At 51.3% G+C, this 24,415-nt stretch carries 21 protein-coding genes; 11 read left to right on the top strand and 10 right to left on the bottom strand.

Annotated features, from left to right (window positions below; translation table 11 throughout):
- Positions 1 to 54: 54 nt before the first annotated feature.
- The 3 genes from WC359_01460 to WC359_01450 all read right to left on the bottom strand — a co-directional run bounded on the left by WC359_01460 (position 55) and on the right by WC359_01450 (position 3,143).
- A complete protein-coding gene (locus WC359_01460; GenBank protein ID MFA5399099.1) occupies positions 55 to 681 on the bottom strand; it encodes a glycerol-3-phosphate acyltransferase in 627 nt (208 codons plus the stop codon).
- Between the two features lie 140 nt (positions 682 to 821).
- Entirely contained in the window at positions 822 to 2,111 is a 1,290-nt protein-coding gene (locus tag WC359_01455) for an MFS transporter (protein ID MFA5399098.1), read from the bottom strand.
- 108 nt (positions 2,112 to 2,219) lie between these two features.
- The gene (locus tag WC359_01450) at positions 2,220 to 3,143 is read right to left on the bottom strand and encodes a nitroreductase family protein (GenBank protein ID MFA5399097.1); all 924 of its coding nucleotides are present in this window, start codon (positions 3,141 to 3,143) and stop codon (positions 2,220 to 2,222) included.
- Between the two features lie 209 nt (positions 3,144 to 3,352).
- On the opposite strand from WC359_01450, the gene WC359_01445 reads away from it, so the two are divergent.
- The 9 genes from WC359_01445 (at position 3,353) to WC359_01405 (ending at position 13,543) form a co-directional block, all read left to right on the top strand.
- Positions 3,353 to 4,066, top strand: a complete 714-nt coding sequence (locus WC359_01445) for a hypothetical protein (GenBank protein ID MFA5399096.1) — start codon at positions 3,353 to 3,355, stop codon at positions 4,064 to 4,066.
- A gap of 2 nt (positions 4,067 to 4,068) precedes the next feature.
- Positions 4,069 to 5,085 carry a hypothetical protein gene (locus tag WC359_01440; protein MFA5399095.1) on the top strand — a complete coding sequence of 339 codons (1,017 nt, stop codon included), beginning with the start codon at positions 4,069 to 4,071 and terminating at the stop codon, positions 5,083 to 5,085.
- 73 nt (positions 5,086 to 5,158) lie between these two features.
- Positions 5,159 to 5,650 carry a Rab family GTPase gene (locus tag WC359_01435; protein ID MFA5399094.1) on the top strand — a complete coding sequence of 164 codons (492 nt, stop codon included), beginning with the start codon at positions 5,159 to 5,161 and terminating at the stop codon, positions 5,648 to 5,650.
- A gap of 27 nt (positions 5,651 to 5,677) precedes the next feature.
- Complete coding sequence (locus WC359_01430) at positions 5,678 to 7,138, top strand: HD-GYP domain-containing protein (protein ID MFA5399093.1); 1,461 nt, start codon at positions 5,678 to 5,680, stop codon at positions 7,136 to 7,138.
- 127 nt (positions 7,139 to 7,265) lie between these two features.
- Positions 7,266 to 8,975, top strand: a complete 1,710-nt coding sequence (locus WC359_01425; GenBank protein ID MFA5399092.1) for a transporter substrate-binding domain-containing protein — start codon at positions 7,266 to 7,268, stop codon at positions 8,973 to 8,975.
- A gap of 8 nt (positions 8,976 to 8,983) precedes the next feature.
- A complete protein-coding gene (locus WC359_01420; protein MFA5399091.1) occupies positions 8,984 to 9,379 on the top strand; it encodes a response regulator in 396 nt (131 codons plus the stop codon).
- Entirely contained in the window at positions 9,376 to 11,244 is a 1,869-nt protein-coding gene (locus tag WC359_01415; GenBank protein ID MFA5399090.1) for a PAS domain S-box protein, read from the top strand. The genes WC359_01420 and WC359_01415 overlap by 4 nt, the downstream gene beginning before the upstream one ends.
- A gap of 110 nt (positions 11,245 to 11,354) precedes the next feature.
- Positions 11,355 to 12,497 (top strand): TlpA disulfide reductase family protein, encoded by a 1,143-nt coding sequence (locus WC359_01410; protein ID MFA5399089.1) that lies wholly within the window; start codon positions 11,355 to 11,357, stop codon positions 12,495 to 12,497.
- 125 nt (positions 12,498 to 12,622) lie between these two features.
- Entirely contained in the window at positions 12,623 to 13,543 is a 921-nt protein-coding gene (locus tag WC359_01405) for a CARDB domain-containing protein (protein MFA5399088.1), read from the top strand.
- A gap of 91 nt (positions 13,544 to 13,634) precedes the next feature.
- Here WC359_01405 and WC359_01400 read toward each other — a convergent pair whose 3' ends face one another.
- The 4 genes from WC359_01400 to WC359_01385 all read right to left on the bottom strand — a co-directional run bounded on the left by WC359_01400 (position 13,635) and on the right by WC359_01385 (position 16,777).
- Entirely contained in the window at positions 13,635 to 14,852 is a 1,218-nt protein-coding gene (locus tag WC359_01400) for a hypothetical protein (GenBank protein MFA5399087.1), read from the bottom strand.
- Between the two features lie 152 nt (positions 14,853 to 15,004).
- Complete coding sequence (locus tag WC359_01395) at positions 15,005 to 15,340, bottom strand: P-II family nitrogen regulator (protein MFA5399086.1); 336 nt, start codon at positions 15,338 to 15,340, stop codon at positions 15,005 to 15,007.
- Positions 15,321 to 16,073 carry a DUF1538 domain-containing protein gene (locus WC359_01390; protein ID MFA5399085.1) on the bottom strand — a complete coding sequence of 251 codons (753 nt, stop codon included), beginning with the start codon at positions 16,071 to 16,073 and terminating at the stop codon, positions 15,321 to 15,323. Before WC359_01390 ends, WC359_01395 begins: the two co-directional genes overlap by 20 nt.
- A gap of 8 nt (positions 16,074 to 16,081) precedes the next feature.
- Positions 16,082 to 16,777 (bottom strand): DUF1538 domain-containing protein, encoded by a 696-nt coding sequence (locus WC359_01385; GenBank protein ID MFA5399084.1) that lies wholly within the window; start codon positions 16,775 to 16,777, stop codon positions 16,082 to 16,084.
- Positions 16,778 to 17,120: 343 nt separating this feature from the next.
- Here WC359_01385 and WC359_01380 point away from each other — a divergent pair, with 343 nt between their 5' ends.
- The gene (locus WC359_01380; GenBank protein MFA5399083.1) at positions 17,121 to 18,161 is read left to right on the top strand and encodes an iron-containing alcohol dehydrogenase; all 1,041 of its coding nucleotides are present in this window, start codon (positions 17,121 to 17,123) and stop codon (positions 18,159 to 18,161) included.
- 137 nt (positions 18,162 to 18,298) lie between these two features.
- Here the strand turns inward: WC359_01380 and WC359_01375 are convergent, their stop codons facing one another.
- The 3 genes from WC359_01375 to WC359_01365 all read right to left on the bottom strand — a co-directional run bounded on the left by WC359_01375 (position 18,299) and on the right by WC359_01365 (position 22,932).
- A complete protein-coding gene (locus WC359_01375) occupies positions 18,299 to 19,864 on the bottom strand; it encodes a putative Ig domain-containing protein (protein MFA5399082.1) in 1,566 nt (521 codons plus the stop codon).
- A 64-nt stretch (positions 19,865 to 19,928) separates the two neighbouring features.
- Positions 19,929 to 21,704, bottom strand: a complete 1,776-nt coding sequence (locus WC359_01370) for a hypothetical protein (GenBank protein ID MFA5399081.1) — start codon at positions 21,702 to 21,704, stop codon at positions 19,929 to 19,931.
- Positions 21,705 to 21,858: 154 nt separating this feature from the next.
- Positions 21,859 to 22,932, bottom strand: a complete 1,074-nt coding sequence (locus WC359_01365) for a DUF4325 domain-containing protein (GenBank protein ID MFA5399080.1) — start codon at positions 22,930 to 22,932, stop codon at positions 21,859 to 21,861.
- A gap of 315 nt (positions 22,933 to 23,247) precedes the next feature.
- On the opposite strand from WC359_01365, the gene WC359_01360 reads away from it, so the two are divergent.
- On the top strand, positions 23,248 to 24,396 hold the full coding sequence (locus WC359_01360; GenBank protein MFA5399079.1) for a hypothetical protein: 1,149 nt from the start codon (positions 23,248 to 23,250) through the stop codon (positions 24,394 to 24,396).
- Positions 24,397 to 24,415: the final 19 nt, after the last annotated feature.

Genomic DNA, 24,415 nt, shown 5'->3' with positions numbered 1-24,415 from the left:
GTGCTGAAACAAATGATCAACGTGCCTGTGCTATCGCAGGCGCCGGTATATGCGTCAGGATTGCAGATGTGTATCTGTCTTATTCCTGCCTGACAGCACGTCGACCCATTTCTGCATCTTCGGCCAGTGTGAGAAGCTCTGCCTGCGCCTGTATCCCATGAGCGCTGCCTGCCCGGCAGACACACACGCCATATAGTACGGATACTGCGTGATCAACAGGAATATCGTAACCATGGTCATCCCGATGATCACGCACCAGGGAGTCTCCCTGATGAAGATAAAGAGGAGACCGAAAGAAGCAGCAATGATTACAGGCCCCTGCCACCCGGTCAGCGCCAGCCATGTGCCGTAGACCACCGCCACACCGGTTCCCCCGTTGAACCGCAGGAAGGGTGAAAAAATATTGCCCACCAGCGGCGCCAGCGCCACCGGTAACATAGCCAGCCCTGTCACTTGTGAGACCTGCTGGGAAAGCCACACCGGCAAAGCCGCTTTGAAAGCGTCCAGCAGTATCGCGAGGACATACAACACGGGCCCGCCGGCATTAAAAACATTTGTGGCGCCCGGGTTGCCGTCACCGTAACGTCTGATATCTTTGCGCACAAACACGCGGCCCACCCAGTAGGAAAAAGGCAGGCACCCCAGTATCAGCCCGACCATAGTCCAGATGGCTACTTCCACGGTCCACCCCATGACACCATAAGCATAATATAATAACCGGCATTTTCCAATCGGTTCAAGAAAAAAGCTGATACATCAAGCAGGGAATTATACGGGCATAGCTACCTCGGCGCCCGCATATACTATGCTAAGCAATGTAGTTATTTGCTTGTTTCCAATAACCCCATGGAGCGGTCCACATCACGGGCGCGCTGGTAGTCGGCGTTAAAGTGCCGGCAGGCCCACAACAGCCCCAGCGAAGAGGCAATACCGATTGCGCAGATTACTATATAGGCGTTCTGTATGCCCGCCACATCGGAGACCGCCCCCATAATGATGGGCCCCCACATTCCACCCAGGAAGTATCCGGCAAACATATACAGGCCCCAGGCCGTAGCCCGTCGGTAGATGGGCACGATCTCCTGCACCGTATTAAGTTGAGCCGAGACTCCGAAGGGGATGAAGAAAGCGCCGGCCACAAATATCGGCAGAGATCCCAGATAGGCGCCTGCCGCCATGAGTAATGAGCATGCCCACAATCCTGCTATCATAACAATAACTTTGTTGCGCGGATTATGGCGCGAGACACGGTCTGCCACCCATCCACCCAGCGGCATGGAGATCACTGCCAGCAGAGCTATACCTGAAGAGGCTGTGGAAGCCACGGCATTGTCCATTCCCATATTCCGGTTAAGCAGTACCGTCAGCCAGGGTATTGATCCCTGCTGTAAACACATCGACAGGGCCACAGAGACATAAAGTATGGGCAACGTCCTGATACTGAGCATCTCCTTAAGAGTTGTGGTTAAAGCCGTTTTCCCTCCGCCGGCTTTTTGCAGCGTATCCTTATGGATTTTGTAGTCCGGCAGGAACCAGGCCAGTATGCCGAAGATGACGCCCGGTGCCGCCAGCGCCCAGAAGGCCGCCTGCCATCCATAATCCTTGCTTACCCAACCACCAACCAGGAAGCCGACGGCGGAACCGAGGGGTATTGCCGCGGCCCAGATGCCAGTAACAAAAGCCCGCCTGGCCTTTTTCACCATGCCGACTATGAGGGCCATGCCGCCTGAAACGAAGCCGGCCTCGCCGATTCCAACTACAGCACGCGTTGTTACCAATTGCCCGAAGTTGACGCAGAATCCTGAGCATATGCTGGCCAGGCTCCAGACAACAGAGATGATGGAGACCAGCTTGGCGCGCCTCCAGCGGTCCATCAGGTATGAAAGAGGCAGGGCGAAAACAGCAACGCCGATCAGCACCACCGACATCAGCCAGCCTATCTCGGTGTCGCTTAAACCCAGGCTGGATTTAAGAGCGGGGGTAATTGGGCCTATGACCGAACGTAAAGCGTAGTCCATCATATAAAGGATAAACAGGACTACGATGGTATAACCTACCTTCCAGCGCGATACTTTAATTAAGACGTCCTGATCTTCCTGCCCGCTCTGCATGATGCCTCCTCAAACTTTCAGTATTTTGTCAGCGGCCGGTCTTTTCCGGCAAAAGGCTGGACACAACTATATATTTTTAGCAAATAGCTGTCAATTCAACCGGCACGTTTATTCTATCCATGTCAGACCGGCCGGGCTCCTGCGGATGCCGCGGGAGTATTTATACCTGGGATAACCCAGCACCATGGAGGCTAAAACCGTGTTGCCTTCAGGCACTTGGAACATCTTCTTCAACTCCGGATTCCTGTTGATAGGTGGCGGTATCAGGCCCACGGCGCACGCGCCGAGGCCGAGTGAGTGCGCGGCAAGCAACGCATACGCCAGCTCAATAAATATATCCTCATTCTGAACAGGGGCGTGGAAAAGGATCATGCACGGCGCTCCGCGGGCGATGGTATCTTCGGTGCCTGCCTTCAAAGCCGCCATCCTGACCTGCATGAGCGGCAGCACATGATCGACGAGCACCTGATATGTATCTTTTCCCACCATCTTCTCTAATACGGCCCTGGATTCCGCATTGGCCTGCATCTTGAGCAACATGTCGTACATTTCAGCCATCACAGGAACGGCCCGCCTGATCAGATCGCGATCATTCACCCCTGTCAGCTCGACGGTGAGCGGCGTGAATCCGGGAGGCGCAAACGTTACGGCCTGGACGATCTTCTCCAGCAGCTCACGCGGAACCGGCCTGTCCTGAAATTTTCGTATGGAGCGGCGTGAACTGATCAGATCTAAAAAAGTCTGTTGCCAGCTTTCCTTGCGCTGAGGCAGCTCGAAGAAATCCCTCTCATAGCTGAGACCTTCGATGAATATGGAACTGGTCGGGCAGGCGGCCATACACTGGCCGCAGTGGATGCACAGATGTATTCTGTCAGCCAGAAACCTGGCTTCATCGTCCGCCCTGATAATTCCAGCCGGGCAGATCTCGGCGCACAGATGGCATTTCTTACAGGTAGTTAAATCAACTGTGTGCGTAATCCGCTCCGGTGTCTTTCCGTCTCCGCAGGCGTTTATATTACTATGTGAATCCATTGATCTCCCCCCAGTATTATTTCCGGGCAGCAACTCATGCCGGTATTGCGTTAATCGTATTGCATATGGCACAAATTTATCAAATGCGCCACTTACGTGAGAAATGTCGCGCACAGCATTGATTTAATTGGCATTTTATGATACGTTGCTATTAGACTTATCTGGTTCACATTAGGGCTTATATCTAATCTTGAGATAGGAGAACTAATATGACGATTCGCAAGAAGGTTGATGACGGCGTGAGGAAAACGGCGGCTCCTTCCACCTACGCTAATCTGCAAACAGCGAGCAAATCACCCTTGTCCGTTAATGCGCCGGCGGAGAGCGGGGAGCGTGTGGACCAAATAAGGGAAATACTGTTCGGCGCACAGCGGCAGGAGTATGAGAGAAGGCTCACCCAGCTTGAAGAGCTCCTGGTCAAGAATATCACCGAACTGAGCAAAGAGACGGCCGCTAAATTTGCCAGCCTACAGCAGGAAAATGATAAGAAGTTCGCAAGGTTGGAGGAACTGCTGGTAAAAAATATCTCGGACATCAGCCGTGACACCGAGCGTAAAATCGATTTACATACGACTGACAATGAGAAGAGATTCAAGCAACTCGAACAACATCTCGATGAGGCCATCTCAGAGATGAAAAAGGAGACCGCCCGCCAGTTCAATCAACAGAAGAACGAATACAGTCAGATTTTCAGCAGTCTGGAGGAACGACTATCAAAAGCAGTTGCGGAGATTAATAAACGGTTGGATGCTGACATCGCATCGTTGACTAAACACATCGATACTGCCAGATCAGAATCAGCGCGCAGCCTTGAGCAACTCGACAGGCAAAAAATGGACCGTGTCTCCCTGGCAAAATTCCTGCATAATGCCGCAACAGGCATCGAAGGCAAAGAGCACAAGGCTGATGCCGGGGGTAAATAGACATGGCCGATATTTCAGCTGGCAATAAGGGAAGAGACGGCGTGCATGATTCCGATGAACTTAATTCCCTGCGCTCATTGATATTGGCTCCCGAGCAGTTCGAGATAAACGAACTGAAAGAAAGGATGGATGATCCCAAAATTCGTGCTGAGGAGCTGAGCAGGGTTATTGCCGAAGCTATAGTGATCAGAGCCTCCATAGACCGCAAACTGGCCACAGCCCTCCTGCCCACCATAGAGGAGGTTATCAGAGACTCGGTCAAACGCGACCCCAAGTTTTTAGCGGATTCCATATTCCCCATCATAGGTCCGGCTATCCGCAGGTCGATCGCGGAATCCCTGAGGGCCATGGTCGAATCCATGAGCAATACTCTGGAATATACTTTCAGCTGGCGGGGCATCCAATGGAGGCTGGAATCATTCAGAACGGGAAGGCCCTTTGCTGAAATTGTGCTCATGCACACATTGGTCTATCGCATGGAGCAGATTTTCCTGATTCATAGAGAAACCGGACTGGTGCTGCAACATGTAGCGGCTGAATCGGTTGACCTTAAAGACGCCGATATGGTATCTGCCATGCTGACGGCCATCCAGGATTTCGTAAATGATTCGTTTGCCGCCAGGGAGGATAGCTCCCTTCAGAACCTAAATATGGGCGAGTTGGCCATCTGGATCGAGCAGGGTCCCAGAACTGTCCTGGCATCCGTAATCAGGGGCAATCCGCCATCCGAGTTGAGGACTGTCCTGAAGGAAATCCTGGAAAACATCGAGTTCGAGTACAATTTGGCGCTGGAAGGTTTTAAGGGCGATGCCTCGCCCTTCGAACCGTGTAAACCGGATCTTATGTACTGTCTTACACAGGCTCAGAAAACCGATAATAGATCCAACAAAGCAGTAGCTGTTCCGGTTAAAAACAAGGGGAAGAAGAAGAGGCCGGAGAATGTAGTACTATTTATCTATATCGCGGCGGCTCTTTGTATAGTAATAATAATCGTCGGGTTTATTTTATCGATATTATGATGGGAACAGCGGACGCCGCTAATTTATGAATATCGGGGCGCCTGTTGAATTACAGTAAGGGAGACGAGACTTCATGATCCAGAAGAAAATATGCATGTTAGGTTCCTTCGCTGTCGGCAAGAGCAGTCTCGTCCGCCGCTTTGTGGAAAATATGTTCTCAGATAAATACATGACGACCATCGGCGTCAAAATAGAAAAGAAGGTCATCGAACTGAAGAACCAGAGCCTGACTCTTGTCATCTGGGATATCGCCGGAGAAAACGGCTTTCATCAGATTCAGGGCACCTATTTACGCGGCATGTCAGGCTACTTGCTCGTGGCAGACAAGACTCGCACCGGTACTCTCGATACCGCTATCAATATCCAGAAAACCGTTGGACAGGCTTTTCGCGATGTGCCGTTTGTCCTGCTTATGAATAAGATGGATCTCACCGGACAATGGGATGTACAGGAATCGGCAATCGATAAGCTGAGCCACGAAGGCTGGGATATCTTCAAAACCAGCGCCAAGACAGGGGAGAACGTCGAAGAAGCGTTCAACAGGCTGGCACTCAAGATGCTGTAAAAATGAGTACCACGTTTATTTGACTAAATGGACGACAATTTTTATTTTAAACTTCTGGATGCTCTTAATTTAGCCGTCCTTGAATACGTCCAAGACCGCTCCTTTAGATTGCTATCTTCCAGATCAAATTGGCTGCACTATTATTTTCCCGATTCCACTGCTGCCGATGCCGTCACACACCAGGACGAACTTGACTACCTGGGGAACTTTCTCACGGATGCGATACCTTTCTGGCATGAAGGGACCGCAACAAAAGTTGATTCCGGCATCTGGAGCGAGGTCATGCCGACTGGAGAAACCTGCTGGTTCGAAGCGAGCGCACGAAATCTGGACAACAGAAGAATTCTCATATTGAAAACACACGGCGCTGAATTCACCGGGGCACAGATGCGGGAACAGGCCGCTAAAGACAACCTCCTGGCATTTGAAGACCTGTTCAGAACCGAAAAAGATCTGGAAAAATACAGTTTTTTACTGGAATCCGAGGTAAATAAGCGAACCGCTGATTTACGGGAAAGGGTTAAGGAATTAAATTGTCTTTATGGAGTCTCCCGCCTTATCAGCGAGAAAATCACTTCGCTTGAAACCATCTACAGGGACGTGGTGAACCTGGTTCCGGACGGTTTCCAGCATCCCGATATCGCATGTGCCCGGCTGATTACCGATAACAATATATACGCAACGCCTAACTGGAAGGAAACGCCCTATATAATCGCCGGCACAATCAAAAGCCAGGACAAAGAGATCGGCCGTCTGGAAGTATGCTATCTCGAAGCAAGGGCGGAGAGCGCTGAATTGCTTTTCCTCCCGGAGGAACACAGCATGCTGGCAGCTGTATGCGAGCGCCTGGGCCAGGTTATAGCGCGCTATACCGCACAGCAAAACCTGCAGCAAAGTTACGAGGTACTGAACCAAACCTTTGAGCAGACAATACTGGCATTCAGCACCATTGTCGAGATAAAAGATCGCTATACGGCAGGGCACCAGATCCGTGTCGCCAGGATAGCGGAGAGCATCGCCAGGGAGATGAACCTGACCGATGAACAGGTCCGCGTAACCCATATCGCAGGGATTATTCACGATATCGGAAAGATATATGTGCCTGCCGACATACTCTCCCGGCCGGGCAGATTGAGTGACCTGGAATTCGAGATAATAAAGACCCATTCTCAATATGGCCATGATATTTTAAAGACGATTAATTTCCCGTGGCCGATTGCTCAAATTGTATTGCAGCACCATGAAAAGCTGGACGGTTCCGGTTATCCCAACAGACTGAAAGGAGATGAAATATTGCTGTACACGCGGATTCTGACAGTGGCTGATGTGGTTGAAGCTATGGCAGCCCATCGGCCTTACCGCGCCGCCCTGGGAATAGACAAAGCATTGGAAGAGATATCGAATAACAAAGAGAAGTCATACGATGCGGACGTCGTCGATGCCTGCGTCAGGCTTTTCAGGGAAAAGGGATTCAAACTCGATGAATAATCCAGGTTATAGTAATATTAATTTAAACATATGAGAAGTACGTTCACGGAGTAAAATTGTGCAAATAGCATCTGCACTAAGGGTTTGCTTATATAGATTACTCCCCGTCGTAATCTTTCTTGTTTTATTGATTTCCATCTGGGGCGGAGCAGTTGCAGCTGACGATTCAATAATCGTCAGGGTCGGTATATACGAAAATCAGCCTAAAATCTTCACCGATGATGCAGGGAAACCCGCCGGATTCTGGCCGGATATCATTGGCTACATCGCATCGCAGGAAGGGTGGACTCTTGAATACAGGCACGGCACATGGACCGAATGCCTGGAAATGCTGGAGAATAACGAGATCGATATCATGCCCGACGTCGCCTACACGGAGGAGCGCAACGATAAATATGCCTTTTCGCACGAAACGGTCTATATAAGCTGGTCCAGGGTATATACGCGAAAAGGCGTTGATATCAACTCAATCCTCGACCTGGAAGGAAAAACCATCGCAGTATTAAGGGGCAGCATCAACGTTGAAGGATCCGATGGAATAAAAGAGATCATTAAATCGTACAATATTAACTGCAAGTATACCGAGGTGGACAGCTATAACACAGTTTTTGAGCTCGTGGCAAAAGGTGAAGCCGACGCAGGAGTAACCAGCAAGGATTTCGGCTATCAACATGAAACGGATTACGGCCTCATTAAAACGCCTATCATCTTCCAGCCTGCGCTCCTCTATTTCGCTTTGACCAAAGACTCCGCATCGACTCCGTCTCTCATAGAGAAAATAGACCGCCGCGTGAAAGCTTTGAAGCAGGACAACGGCTCAATCTACTACCAGTCTCTGGATAAGTGGATGGCTGTTAAGTCGGCTGTAACACCCGTGCTTCCCGGCTGGGTTGTCTGGGTCCTGGCTTCCGTAGGAGGGCTTGTATTGCTGTTTGCCGGCGGCAGTTTTATCCTAAGGTCGCAGGTCAGGGCCAGGACGCGAGAACTCACGGATGAGGTCGCAGTCCGCAAACGGGCGGAGGAACAGCTGGCGAAATACAGATATCGCCTGGAGAAACTGGTCGAGGAAAGGACGGCCGAGCTTGAGCAGAAGTACCTTGAACTGGCAGTCGCCAACTGCGAGCTGCAGGATGCAAAGGAGGCGGCCGAGTCAGCCGACCGGGTCAAATCAGCTTTTCTCGCCACCATGTCTCACGAGTTACGTACACCGCTCAATTCAATTATCGGTTTCACAGGGATACTTCAGCAGGAACTGGTCGGCCCTCTGAATGAGGAACAGAAGAAGCAGATGGGTATGGTGCGCAATAGCTCTGCGCACCTGCTTAATCTGATCAACGATGTGCTGGACATTTCCAAGATAGAGGCAGGTCAATTAACAGTCTCACGGGAGCCCTGCAATATGCGCGCGGCCATCGATAAAGTCACAGGAAGCATGCAGCCGCTGGCCGATAAAAAAGGGATTGCCCTGGAGGTGGAGCTATCTCCCGAGGTTGGAACGATCACCAGCGACCAGAGGCGCGTGGAACAGGTGATCTACAACCTCATGAGCAATGCTATCAAGTTCACAGAGCATGGATATGTCCGCGTGAAATGTTCTCTTGAAAACGGAGAGATACTAACCCGTGTTATCGATACGGGTATGGGAATCAAGGATCAGGATATGGAGAATCTGTTCAAACCTTTCTATCAGGTCGACAGCGGTCTGGTCAGACAGCACGAAGGCACCGGGCTGGGGCTATCGATCTGCAGCAAAATCCTGGAACTCCTGGGTGGGAGGATCTGGGTCGAGAGCGAATGGGGCAAGGGCAGCACATTCAGTTTTGCCCTGCCCGTGTAGAGGTAATTATGAGTAAAGGAACAGTACTTTATATCGAGGACAACGAACAGAATTTCTACCTTGTGAACGTATTACTGAAAACAAAGGATTACCGGGTTCTGTGGGCCCATGATGGTCGGGAGGGCATAGAAAAGGCTCTTGAATTAAGGCCGGACCTCATCCTGCTGGATATCCAGCTGCCGGTCATGGACGGCTACGAAGTAGCAGGGAGGCTGCGCAGTAATCCCGAGTTAAGCAAGATTCCTATCATAGCGGTGACTTCCTACGCTATGTCCGGCGACCGCGAGAAAGCTTTGAGCGCGGGTTGCAATGGCTATATTGAAAAGCCGATCGATCCGGATACCTTCCTGGCACAAATTGAAAAGTATTCCTCCGGTATCGATCCGGCATGGAATGAAAAATGACCAGAATACTAATTGCAGATGACAACGCGCAGAACCTCTATTTACTTGAGGCGGTTTTAAAAAGCCAGGGGTATGATGTTACATCGGCCGGGAACGGCGCCGAGGCGATGGAATCGGCCCTGAAAAATCCTCCCGACATTATAGTCACAGACATACTCATGCCGGTTATGGACGGATTCGAGCTGTGCCGGCGCTGGAGGGCGCACGAGCTGCTCAGCCGGATCCCGTTCATCTTTTACACCGCCACCTATACAGATCTTAAGGATGAGAAATTTGCCCTGAGCCTGGGCGCCGACCGCTTTGTCATTAAACCGCAACAGCCGGAGGTGCTGGTAAAGATTATTAGAGATGTCCTTAACAAACCTCGCAAGGAGAAGCAGGTCTCCCGCAAGAAATCCCCCGAGAAAGAGACGGAGGAGTTACAGCAATATAACGAGGTGCTGTTCCGCAAGCTTGAAAAAAAGGTCAAGCAGCTTGAGGATGTGATTACAAAACAAGAGAAAACCGAGGATGAATTGAGGGAGAGCGAGTTGAAATATCGCACTCTCATCGCTCAAAGTCCGGATGGAATCTTCATTGTCGATCTGAAGGGAAATTTCCTGTCGGTCAACAGGGTCATGTGGGAAAACCTGAAATACAGCGAAGCGGAACTTCTATCCATGGGGATCTGGGACATCGTCCCTGCAGAATATGTAGAACAGCATCAAAAAAGATTGGCGAACATAATAGCGGGAAAAGCCCCCAATGATCCTGCAGAATACATGGTTCGGGGAAAGGACGGGAATCTTCATAATGTTGAGATTCTGTCAGCACCCTATTATGAAGGGCAAAGATTGGTAGGTTTTCAGGGTATCGCCCGTGATATTACCGCCCGTAAAAAAGCTGAGGAAATGCTGAGGACATCGGAGGAGAAATACCGCTCGCTGGTGGAGAATATCAACGACGTCTTTTACACACTGGATGATCAGGGGACAATTACTTATGTCAGCCCGGTGGTCGAGCGGTTGACCAAGTATAAAGTCAGCGAATTGATAGGACAATCATTTACCTCGATTATCTTGCCGGAAGACCTGCCGGATGTCGTGTCCAGTTACAACCGCCTCATTTCCGGTCAAATGGAGCCGTCTGAATTCCGCATAGCCGACAAAGACGGCAGGATCATATTTGTCCGTACCTCCAGCCGCCCCATTTTTAAAGATGGAGAGATCGCGGGCATAACAGCGCTGATAACAGACATCACCGAGCGCAAGCAGGCCGAGCAAGACCTGATAAAAAGCTACCAGAAGGTCAGGAAAACACTGAATGATGCCATCAATACCATGGCCAAAATCGTGGAAATGCGGGATCCTTATACGGCAGGCCATCAACACAGGGTGGCTGAGCTGTCGATTGCCATAGCCAAAGAACTGGGGTATCGGGGTGACCATCTGGAAAACCTCTATATGGCGGCGCTCATTCACGACATCGGCAAAATCTACGTGCCGTCAGACATCCTGAGCAAACCGGGTAAACTGACTAATATCGAATTCAACCTGGTAAAAACCCATGCGCAGGGAAGCTATGAAATTTTACGCAATATGGATTTTCCGACTTCAATTGCCGAGTCCGTTCAACAGCACCATGAAAGATTGGACGGCTCCGGCTATCCCGGCGGACTCAAAGGCGAGGCCATATGCCGGGAGGCCAGGCTGATCGCCGTGGCGGATGTGGTAGAAGCGATATCATCGCACCGGCCTTATCGTCCCGCTCTTGGAATGGATAAGGCGCTTGAAGAGATATCCGCCAATAAGGGCAAGCTGTATGATAGCGCTGTGGTGGACGCCTGCCTGAACGTATTCAGAAAACAGAACTTCAAGTTTGAGTAGTATCATCCGATCGAACCAATAGCCCATTTATTTTCCTCGCCTGCATCCAGGATTTATAATTGTTACTGGATGCGCTTCAATCAGTCTGAATATACAGGCGTTGATAAATCATGAATGATGAAAAAAAGGAAACCCTGAAACCAACTGCAGCAACAGGCATCCATACACTGTCCGTGGTCGGTTATATCCTGGGCATCGCAGGCATCGTCCTGCTATTAATCTCCCTTTCAATTATCGCTTCCCCATCCGGCAATTCCGGTCTGCCCGGATCAAAGGTATCGATAGCCGACAACATAACGATCTACGACCTGACAACAGGCAGCGCCACCATTGGTTTCACTACGGACAGCTCTCAGGTGATAGATGCCCTTGTTTATGATGAGCAGGGAAAAATCATCGGAGTCTTTTCAGACAGCATTCCGATAACAAATCACATCATCCGGATAGAAACCTTGTATCCTGATTCAATTTACAGCTTTCAATTGCTGTCCGCTGATGCCTCCGGCAGCAGAAGCATCTCCGAAAGACACTCATTTGCCACCCTGAAGCCGCCGCCTGTGATCTCGAATGTGCAAATATCTAAAGCAACGGATTCAGCGTTATGGATCACCTGGGAGACCGACCGGCCGGCCGTTACGGAATTGACCTACTGGGAAGAGGGGGCCACCCTCCTAAACACGGTCAGCGAAAATACTACGGGGACGAACCACGAGGCTATAATCCAGCCGCTGGACGGCGAACGCATTTCCGCTTTTGTGATCAGAGCAAACGACCCGCAAAACCAGCGGATCATCGCCGAATACGAGGGCTTGATTTCGCTTAAGAACGGCGCACGGATAATGCAGCGCGCACCCGATTTTACCCTTCCTTCAGTTAAAGGCGGAAACATTCAGTTGAGCCGTTACCGCGGCAAGGTCGTGCTGCTGGTATTCTGGAGCATGAATTGCCCATCCTGCCAGAAGAAGATTTTACTGCTGCAAGAGGCATTTGATCGCGCGGGCGATGACAGAGTCAGCATTATCACAGTGCATGGGCCGGCACGTGAGGACGTGATCAAAAGTTACTGTTCGAGCCATGGCCTGACACTACCGGTATTACTGGACCTCCAGGCAGACGCCGGTTCCTCCTACGGCGTTGTGCAGCTCCCGGCAACATTCCTGCTCGATCAATCCGGAGTAATACGCACTGTGAATCCTGAATTCGAGACTCCGCAGGACCTGGACAGGCTCACCGGTCAATTCCTGTCCAAATAAAGAGAGTATAATAAGAACTCCACCCATTACACTGACAGGTTGCTTGACGTCAAGGTCAGGTTCGCCAGAATACTGTTATGCTTAACAGAATACAATAAACAAGGGCCTCCACAAGGAAATAATAAGTGAAAATAAAAACAATTTTAACAGCTATACTTTTACCGGCGTTGACAATAATAACCATATCAACAGCCTGCCGGCCTGCGACACTTCCTGCCAGGTTTGAAGTCACTTATCTGGAAATAAGTCCAAAGGAAATCAATAAAGGTGAAACAGCCGATGTCAGTGTCAAGGTCATGAACACAGGTGGGACCTCATCCATATACGGCGTTAATCTGTATGTGGATGATAAAAAAGTCAGCACGAAGCTGATTAACCTTGCTCCAGGATATACGCAGAGCGTGGTCTTCTCACTCTCGGTAGACGAGGCGGGCGCACATAAAATCTCAGTCGGAGAAAAGAGCGGGACGCTTACCGTTATATCGAAATCTGTGCTCAAGCAGGTGGAAATAGCTTACGATAACGGCGTTGCCAAAGATTATTTATCTCTGGTCAAACCCAGCACAGGATACGTGGTCAGATTTGTATCAGACTCAAAACAGTTGAGCATAAGTAAAGTAAGCGTATTCGCTTTGATCTACGGCTCTCCCGGATATCATATCGTAAATAGCGATCTGCAGATCTGGGATGCGGATCAAAAAGTACTCTATACCACACCATTTTCGGGGGACCAGTTTCCACTGAGAACACGTATCGGCGACAATATCGACTCAACCGGCGCCTGGGCTGATATAGATATACCCGATGTTGAAGTCAGCGGCGATTTTTATGTCAACATATATACCGGCATCCCCACGGGCCAGGGATTACGCATGGGCGCGGTTGATATGCCTAATACCCATTCCGATACATCGATCCGTGATGAAAATGGAGCGGATTACCTTGCGCCTGAATGGCCTTATACTCCTGCTTACTGGTTCGGAGATAAAAGCCGTGTGAACTGGATGATCAGAGTCTCCGGCAAAGCTATGGTTTCGCAGCAATGATTCAGTATTGCCGGAATATAGCTGAAGCGCATTCGCTTAATGCCTGATAACCGGTTTAGCAGATAGAAAAATATCGCGGTTCGCTCGGCGATTAATAGGTGATCTTCTGCTCCACGGTTCTCGCGTAGCCTTCGATATCACCGGTTTTATATTGTTTGAGCCACAGCCATACGACTACGTTGCTCTTTCTGAATACCAGCAACCTGTCGATAGCTACAGAATTATTCAGGAAGCACTCCTCCCCGATAGAGGGATTTGTCAGCGTAACTCCCGAGGGCATGGCGGCTGCATATACATCGGCTGCAGCCTCCTTATCGCGATAAACAGCCACGGTATTCTGCAGCGTGGGGGCGAAGGATGAACCCTGGGAATAAGAAACAGTGCTCGAAGACGTGCTGCCCCGATATGGCGGCGGCGAAACGTTTCCCTTTATCCATTCAGCCCCCATATCCTCCCTGGTCAATACCATATCATATGCCTGTTTGGTCACCAGCCCTTCCATCGATTTGGTTATGCCGGGCTGAGCAATTTGCGGTGTCTCATCAGGTACCTGTTGTGAAGGGGGTGTAATTGTCAACGATGGTTGTACCGCCGATGAGGCCGGCGCAGCGGAGGCGATTACTTTTTGCTCCACTATCCGCGCATAGCGTTCAATATCACCTTCTTTGTACTGCTTCAGCCACAGCCATACCACAACATTGTTCTGGCGAAAAACCAGCAGCTTATTGATCGGCACGGAGTCGTTCAAGAGACATTCATTTCCGATGCCGGGATTCGACGAAGCTGCGTTCTTCTCTTTCTCTTTGGTATAAGCAGTTTCAGCGGCAGAGATACTGCGATAAACAGCCACCGTATTCTGAACGCCCGGCGCATAGGCTGAACCCTGAGTAAAGTACGCACTGCTGAACGAACTGGTCTGCTGTATGGCACCCGGCACAGCGGTCCCCTGCGCCCATTCCGGTCCCATATCCTGCAGCGTCAGAGTCATGGTAGATGCCTGCTTGGTTATCATGGTTGTAGCGTCGAGGGTATTAGCTGCTGCCGGATTCACTTCCGGATCCGGCTGAGCGGAGGACTGATCATCTTGAACAGGGGGAATCGATGGAACGGAATCAGGGGGCAACGGCGCCGGAAGCTCGGGCGAAGATACGCCTGCAGAGGTTGCATCCTCTGCTGCCATTCCCGCGGAGTCGGTCTGTGATTGATGAGCGCCGCCGTTCGCGCAGGCGGCACCCAGAAGGCAAACGAGTATCACGCACCCCATACTGAGCCGGTATAATTGCCGGCATTTAGCTGTACTGGCGTTCACAGGCTAATTTTATCACAACCGCACTTTTATCGGTCTGAGCAGTTCCCCCTGCTCCACCCGCTTTTTCGTTTACCCGGCCTGGAGATGTGATTATGGATTAGACCTGATTTCAGCCCGTACTCAAGAATCCAGACGGGACGAAATCCTGACCGTTATGGCAGGTTGCTCAGCGCATGCACTACACCTGTCACTTTCGACAACTCGACTACGAAAGCTATGCCCTGACCGGGCTTGTTGAGGCCGATGGTGCTGCTGATACCCTGTAAAATGCTCTCAGCCTTATCCCGGGGAACCACAGTAAAGACGATTTCCTTCTCCGGCTCGATGCAGATGCCTATTATCTTTTGCTGCTCGTGTACGCCGACACCTCTTCCGAAAAGCACCGTTCCCCCCTCGGCTCCGGCTTTCAGGGAAGCCTCGATTACACGGTCGCCCCAGCCACGCCTAACTATGGTAACGATGAGCGATTTAACTGTCTCCTGCGGCATTGTCTTTCACCTCGTCTGATATCACTTTATCTCGACTGCGATAGAAAAGTCCAATAAACATGAGTGAGATAATAGGGGCCAGTGCAATAAGGGCTACCAATCCAAAACCGTCTATAACGGGATCCCGGCCTTCCATGCCCGTAGCTATGCCTACCGCCATGGCCATTAAAAACGTTACCGCCATAGGCCCGGTTGCGACCCCGCCGGAATCGAATGCAATAGCAACGAAGCTGCTGTCACAGAACCACATCAATATCAGGGCCAATGCGTAGCCCGGTATTATTATATACAGAAGTGGAATGCCATATACAATCCTGGTCATGCCCAGGGCGACAAAAAAAGCCACTCCCACTGAAATCGTATACAACACCAGCTTCTCCCTGATATAGCCGACCGAGGATTCCTCAACCTGGTTGCTCAGCACGCGGACGGCAGGTTCGCTGAACGCCGCCAGGAAACCCATGGCAAAGCCAAAAGGTATAAGCAACCACCTGTGCTCAATAGTCGCCAGGCTTTCGCCCAGGTCTTTACCCATCGGAAGGAATCCCAGATTGACGCCATACAGGAAAATGACTATTCCCACAAAGGAGATAGCCAGGCCTTTTAGCACATTGGCCACGTAGTCGCGCGGCAGTTTAATAAACAGCCACTGCGCCAGCAGGAAGAGAAAAACCAGCGGCAATAATACCTTGATTACATCCAGTGTTGTATTTATCAGCAAATTCAGATACATGCTGAATCCTAACCTGTGATTATGCCCATCAGCATCACGCCTATAATGGGCCCCACTGAGGCAAGTCCGATCAGGCCGAAGCCATCGGAGATGACTGATTTGCGCGCCAGCACCGAGCTGAACCCTATGCCCAGGGAAAGGATAACCGGCACCGTCAGGGGTCCCGTGGTCACGCCCCCGGCATCGAATGCAACCGCCACGAAATCTGGAGGCACGAAGAAGGACAGGATAAGCACCAGCGCATAGCTGCCGGCCATGAGATATGTTAGTGGGAATCCCAGGATTATGCGCAGTATCGCGACACACATGAAAAAACCGATGCCTGTTCCAATCACCGCCAGCAGCACGGAGGACGGGATATTACCCTGCGACACGGTGCCTACCTGGGAGCTGAGCACTACCACGTCAGGTTCGGCGATAGTTACCGCAAATCCGATTAAAAAAACAATGCCGAATATATAGGGTAGAATACGCAGGCCCGGCAGATTGGACCCGATGGCCTCCCCCATAGGCAGCAGCCCTATTTTTACGCCCAGTAAAAAGAGGGTCATGCCCACTACCACACAAACAGACCCGATGCTGAACTGCAATAGCTGCCCCGGCGGGATACCGGCCATAAACAGGTTTAAGATAAAAACGGTAATGATTATGGGCAGCGTAGCCCGTATCACTTCCCAGAAAATCGTTTTTATATCAGTGAACAAACCTGGCTCCTTCCATATTTGCAGTACCAGCCGCCGCGGCTTAGAATAACTCGCCCTGAAGTCGGCAGGTCAACCGGTCCAGCCCATATACAGGTTATGTCCCTCGTATTTGATTGTCACCGACTGCAACAGCGCTTATCTGTATATACGATTCGTGCCCGGAGGTTGTCGATGCCGGTGAAAAGTTGGAATAAATCAGGACGATTGCGCAAGCACACCGATTGTTCAGGGATGCGTAAAGTCTGATTATAATAATTATATTTGAGAACGTTCTGATTATTCAAACCTGCGTAGATATAGAGCCGAAACGGTAGACATAGTTTAAAAGAATGAGGTGTTGGAATTGAGAGTTGCCAGTTCAAGCTATTTTCACCCGGCCGGCATCGGCAGCTTCGTTTTTCATCTGGCCACCAGAATCGTTTTCGGCGAGGGAACGGTACACAGACTGAGCGCCGAGATCAAAGCGCAGGGAAGCAGCAACGTGCTCATCGTGACCAGCAAAGGCATGCCTGAACGGCCGTCACTGAAGGATATACTCACCGACCTCAGTGAAGCAGGAATGACCGTTAATATGTTTTCTTCCACACCTCCCGAGCCATCTGTAGAAGATATAGATAAATGTGTCGAATTCGCTAACCGGGTAGAGCCCGATCTTGTGGTAGGAATCGGCGGGGGCAGCGCGATGGATGTGGCCAAGAAAACCGCCCTGGAAATCGATGTACCGAAAATCATGATACCGACGACAGCGGGAAGCGGCAGTGAGGTCACGTTTAATTCCGTTCTTATGGTCAAAGGGCGCAAAAAGTCGTTCAGCGATATCAATCTTGCAGCGGATGTCGCTATAGTCGATCCGGACCTGCTGACAACCATGCCCCCTGCGGTCATGGTTTGCCCGGCCATGGATGCCATGGCGCATGCCGTGGAAAGCTATGGCGCCAGGAAGGGAAATGATATAACGCGCGCCCTCGCGTTGGAAGCATATCTGCTGAGCCGGGATAATATCAGCCGCGCCTTATCCGGTGATGCGGAGGGCAGGCGCAATATAGCGATGGGAAGCCTGATGGCCGGGATAGCACTGACAGGAACAGGGACAACCCTGGGGCACGCCCTGGCCTATCCGCTGTCCAACCGGGGCATGACGCATGGCCAGTCCCTGGCGGTCGTGCTGCCTTATCTATTAAAGCTCAACCGCTTCGACGCAGCCCATGCCGATGGATTGAAGTCATTGCGCCGTAAGTATTGCAGTCTCCCGAAGATCGCCTGGGACATCCCGGCCATGGCCGCGGAGGTTGCCGCTGACGAGAGGCATCTGGCCAACAATCCCGTTGATGTAACATTGCAGGAAATAATAGCTATATATACGGATATACAAAAAGAATCCTGAGAATGAGTCACACGCTCTCAAGGCTATTGCCAATTTCAAGATGCTGCCGGTGATGATAAGAGCCTGATACAAGTCACAATAAGGAAGCCCGTCTTGCGCAAGACGGGCTTCCTTTATTTACTGAATTGAGAAATCGTTCAGGCCGTTGTACCCTTTGTGGCGCCGCCGGCTTTAGGCCGCTTTCGCATATAGACAACCAGCAGCACAATACCGATAACAAGCAGTACTATCACCGCCAATATGATAATCGGTATGGTGAAGTCGTAGGCCCAGATGAGTTGCCTGGTCTGGGGACCGGTCATGACCACCGTGCCCTGGCCGTTCTGTGCGATCATCCTGCCACCCACCAGGCCCCAGAACCCGCTCATGGGTATGGGCTGCAGTGCCAGATTATATGAGGCTGTGCTGTCCTTTAATTCCCATGACGTTTCATTGACGGGCGGATTGTCCGACGTGAGAGTGAGCTGATAATAGGTGTCATAGACGGCCTTAACATTGCCTGCGCCGCTGACGTTGAAAGACAGGTCTCGCCAGAGATTGGTACTGCCATCGGGCAGAATCCACTGCTTGAAAACGTATTTTACGTCCGGCAGGGTAGCGCTTGTCACCGGACTGGCCGCACTGCTGGTAAAGGCGCTCCCCAGAGCATGGTAACCGGTGCCGGGAGGCTCGGACACGCCCGGCGGCTCGCTGCCGGTCTGGATAAATACCTCAACGGCATAATCGAAGTGGGCTGTTTGGTTGGAGTCGCTGACCAGTATCTGGTGCGGCCCTGTTACACCGAACCTGACACTGGGATCTGCTCCTGCTACCGACTGCTCGACGCCGGTGAGGTACATCTCCCCCGGGTGACCGGTAAAGGACGCCGACTGGCTGCCACCCAGGGTGGCCTCCGCCGCGCCATCGATCAGCACCGGCGTGGTGCCTTCGGTCAGGCCGGGGCCGACCTCCACAGTGAAGTCGTAGTAAGAACTATAATCTATGCCGCTTGTATAGTCGCCGTAGGAATCGATAACCAATATGAAGGGTCGGCTGGCGGGCGGGCAGCAGTCCGCGCAGGTGTAATAATTATCAGTCACCGTGGCGGTCACGTTATAAATGCCGGCGGAGCCGAGTGGCGGGACGCCGGTGATCTCCCCGGTGTATGGATCAAGAATGAGTCCCGGCGGCAGCCCTGCCGCACTCCAGGTGTAGTTGCCCGAGCAGCCGACAGCGCTGAGCGGCAGGTAGAAGGGAAAGCTCTCCATGGACCAGGCCATAACAAAGGTGTCGATGATGGTGAGCGGAGCGGGAGGCACAGCAGCCACAACTGTAATCGTCACAGGCGCAGCAGGAGAGGCCGTGGCACAGGGCGGAGGGACCGGCCCCGGCCACATCTCGGTTACTCCCACGGAGAAGTTATACACTCCAACAGATCCCAGGGGAGGACAGACCGTGAGCACGCCCGTGTTCTCATCCAGCACCACCCAGGTGGGCGGCGCGCCCGATAGCCAGTAGAAATAAGTGAAGGGCCCCGTGGGACATACCTGTCCGACCGGGCTGAAGGTGGTGGTAAAGGACTGGCATTCGTCAAGGGTTTCGGATACAGGATTGGGAGTTACGCCAAAACAACCTGCCGCAGTCAGGATCGACACAACCAGAAAGCATATGCACAGCTTAAAAAGCATTGCCGGCCGCCGCTTCTTATCATCATCTGTTCTCATATCACCGTCTCCATATCAATTCGCATTCAATTATCCAACAACCTGCCCGGCTGCGGGAAGCGTGTCATTGTAGAATGGGAGGACGCGTATACACCACGCAGGATTTGGTGGCCTCGCTCTGGGATGCATAGCATTTTCCGCCGTACTGCGTGCACTGGGTACGCGTGGTCTGGAAGACCTTGCCGTTGGCACAGCACCAGCAAGTCTGGGCTGCCTGGCAATACCTGGTGGCCTCGGTCTGGGATGCATAGCAGCTGCCGCCGTACTGTGAGCATTGTGATACTGTTGACTGGAAGACCTTGCCGTTGGCACAGCACCAGCAGGTCTGAGCTGCCTGGCAATACCTGGTGGCCTCGGTCTGGGATGTATAGCAGTTACCGCCGTACTGCGCGCACTGGGAAGCTGTTGACTGGTAGACCTTGCCGTTCGCGCAGCACCAGCAGGCCTGAGCTGCCTGGCAGTACCTGGTGGCCTCGCTCTGGGATGTATAGCAGTTGCCGCCGTATTGAGCACATTGAGAAGCCGTGGACTGGAAAACCTTGCCGTTCGCGCAGCACCAGCAGGTTTGAGCGGCCTCGCAGTACCTGGTGGCCTCGGTCTGGGACGTATAGCAGTTGCCGCCGTACTGCGCGCACTGTGAAGTTGTTGACTGGAAGACCTTGCCGTTAGAGCAGCACCAGCAGGTCTGTTCAGCCTGGCAGGAATTGATCGCGTCGGACTGGGTGCTGTAAGTTGATCCTCCCATCTGGGCACACAGTTCCCTGCTGGTTTGCATGACTTTGCCATCGCGGCAGCACCAGATCTCCGACGCGCAGGCATCGACGGCCTCCTTCTCGGTGAGGAACCACTGCCCACCCGATTGCAAGCAGGGCGTCTGGAGGGTTTGCCCGACCTTCCCGTACTCACAGCACCAGCCCCGTGACTGGCAGCCTTTGAGCGCATCGGCCTGGGTGGTGTAGGCCGTTCCACCCTTCAGGACACATGCCTCCCTGGTGGTCTCAATCACCTTGCCGTCCAAACAGCACCACACGGTAGTTGTCTGGCAGCCTTTGAGCGCTTCGGCCTCGGTGGCGTAGGCCGTTCCGCCCTTCTGAACACATATTTCTCTGGTGGTCTCAACCACCTTGCCGTCCAGGCAACACCACACTGTGTTGGGTTTGCTGTAACAATACCAGAACTGCTGTTTATCGGGCGCGTAATAGCAAGGTCCTTTGGAGCACTGGTTGGTAAAACCCCGTGCAGCCGCATCATCCGGTTGCAGGCAATAATCGCATCCCTTGGGACACTTCTCGAAGGCCGGCGGGTAGGAGGCAACGATCTGTCCGGAGGGTCCGCCTGGCGCCGAACCGGAAGTCTGTCCCAGCCATTCCGGTTTCCTGGTTGCGGTTGAGGTGTTGTCCGATGGCGTCTGTACCAGGGCGGCCGTCTTTACAGGCGGACTGCCGGCAAAGGAGAGAGTCAACATCCTCTGCTGGCTGCCTCCCATATTGTTTGCCAGCAGTACGGCTTCAAAGCTGTTGCCGGCGCCCCGGGGTATCTGGTAGGTTGTCCTGCCCCTAACGTTTCCCTTACAGGAGGTAGAGGGAGGGTTGTTTATCTCCCGTATGACCTCGCCAGCTTCTATCAGTTGCACGCTGGTTGCATTACTGACCTCGAAGGAATAGAGAGCGGATTGGCCGTCCTGCAGCACCATCGGTGTGGCGGAGAAGGATTTGATCTGGGGCAGGCCGGTCCACAGCGAGGCGGCCGCGGCCGGGCCCGCGCTGCCCAGCAGGGTGGCAACCACCACCGCAATGCATGCCATTAACCTCAAATAGCCTGTAAATCTGCGAATGCTCATACTCATACCCCACCTGCTTATTAATTACTTGCCTGAATCAGGTACACGACACACAAAACCACTTACTGCACGTAGACAATCATATTCTGCTTTGTATGGGAGGTCTTTGTCAATGGTTTTATACGAGTGCAGTACTATAGTACCGGCGTTAAAATCAGCGGTCTTTTAAGGATTCAGCTTCGGCCCTGGCCCGCTCAACCATAAAACCGACGCTCTCGCTCATGTTCTCTGTTTCCAGCCTGATATCCGGATATTTATGATGGAAGACCCTGAATATCTCATCGGCGAACGCCTGCCCGATGACAGTGACCTTGTCGAAATCAAAGACAATCACCTTGAATTTTTCCAATCCCGCCAGAACGCGTCGCGCCTGGGAGCGAGAGATATATACACCCGCCATGGTATAGAGTTTGATCCTTATTTCCGTTCTATCAAAACCATAATCTTTTCCAGTCCCGGTATTGGTGTATTTTTTAAAAACGTCATTGAGGTGGAGCGGAGAGGAAGTATTTAGCTCGAACGTAACCCGGGTTCCTTTCTTTACTCTCTCAATCCTTTCAATAAAAACATCGGGTAATGCATTATCCGCCATGAGCTGATACCCATAGCTGTCCAGGATAAACCTTTCACCCACTTTAGACGTGAAGAATATTCCCTCTCCCGAATGAGATTCCGGCGCTGTAGTGGTCTTACCCTTCAACAGATCCTGCATAGCCTCAAACTCAGATCCAAGTTTCCGTTCCTTCATAACGTTGCGAAAGACACCGATTCCATAGTCTTCCACGACAAATAATAGCCTTTTGTTCTGAACGGCAACTTCGATACGTATTTTCTTTGATTGCGAATGTTCTATTGCATTGTTAAGCATCTCAGAAAAAGCATAGGTAAAGATGCTTCGGATGTTTTCAGGTAGCTTCTTCAGCGAAGGATACTCCTGTTCGATCTCGTTCAGTACAATATGCTCTTCCAGCGAGGCATTGCCGTAGGTCTTGATATATCGTGCCGGCAGAATCTCCGGGTGTTTTTGCGCATATTCCGGAAGCACGTAATACGCATATCTTGTTTTCCCGATTTTAACCAGCTTGCCCGCCATAACAAGTTCATTTATTAAGCGGTTTAGATACTGCCGGGAAACATTGAATTGATCCGCTAATTTGGATGCAAAGATTCTATCGCTTCGCCCGGCCAGCTCGATCAGCTTATCCTTTGTTATTGTATTGTCAACCATTTGTAAACCTGGCCACCCTTCATTGTCAACTCATTGTAAACTAATTCATTGTTAATTGTCAACTTATTGTAAACCCACTATCATTTAGATTGCTTGCCCTCCTCCGGGAGGGGATTTGTACTTCTGAGTCACATGTATTTACAATTATGGAATAACGGTGCAAATAGCTTCCGTAGGGGCTCTTATGTGGGAAGAAACAGCGCTTTGTTACACAGGGTCATTAATAAGGACAGGTGCGTTACACTGGTGAAATTTAGCTTGCTTGGATACGTTTGCTCACATTCTTGAATTCTACAATATAGGGAGGGTATGGATATGGGCATGCTGTCGATGGATGATGTAAGAATACTCGTAGAGAATCCTGTGGGACCATGTGTCTCGATCTATTTGCCCACCCATCGCGCGGGAGAACAAATAAGACAGGACCCGATCAGATTGAAGAACCTGGTGCGGGAAGCTCAGGTGCGTCTGATTGACATGGGTCTTTCTTCCGCAGAGATAATGGCCCTGCTGGAACCTATTAACAAGTTGTTTAAACGTACTTTCTTCTGGCGACATCAGAGCGATGGTCTGGCATTATTCTCTGCAGCCGGTTTATTTCGCTGCTATAGAGTCCCATTATCGTTTGAAGAAGTCGTGGTTGTTACTTGTCGTTTCCATATCAAACCGCTGCTTGCCCTGCTGGCAAGTGATGTGCATTTTTATGTATTGGCCTTGAGTCAGAACAGGGTAAGGCTGCTGGAATGCACACGTTACACTGCTGCTGAAGTTGTTATAAAAAACATGCCGAAAAGCCTCGCAGATATCCTTCACAATGGTTATGACCGAGACCTTCAGCTACATACTGCTGCACCTGTTAAAAAGGGTGAGCGGTCGGCTGTTTTTCATGGACATGGCAGGGGCGCTGATGATATCAAGCCTAACATCCTCAAGTATTTTTATCGAGTAGATTCAGGCTTGAGCAAATTACTTCGCAATGAACAAGTCCCTTTGATATTAGCGGGAGTGGATTACCTGATACCGATTTATGCTAAAGCAAATACTTATAACTATCTAATGGAAGACGGTATCAGTGGGAATCCTGAGGATCTGAGTAATGATGAATTGTGCCGGCGCGCCTGGGCCATTGCAGAGCCATACTTTATAAAAGCAAGGACGCAAGCGTTCGCACGCTATCAAGAGCTTTCAGGCACAGACAAAGCTACAAAAAACCTGACCGAAGTTGTACCGGCATCTTATCACGGTCGGATCCACACATTGTTTGTAGCTGTAGGTATTCAAGCCTGGGGAACCTTCGATCAGGAAAACAGCCGGGCCGTTCTGCATCAAGAAGCGCAGCCGGGTGACCAGGATTTATTAGATTTCTCTGCAATATACACTTTCCTCAACAATGGAATCGTATTCGCTGTGGCGCCTGAAGAAGTGCCTGATGGTGCAAAATTGGCTGCCGTCTTCAGATATTGATCGACCGCTTATGAGGATA

This window comes from Dehalococcoidia bacterium, assembly GCA_041653995.1.
In the GTDB taxonomy this organism is placed as follows: domain Bacteria; phylum Chloroflexota; class Dehalococcoidia; order GIF9; family UBA5629; genus CAIMUM01.
This window is presented reverse-complemented; position numbering and strand designations above follow the sequence as displayed.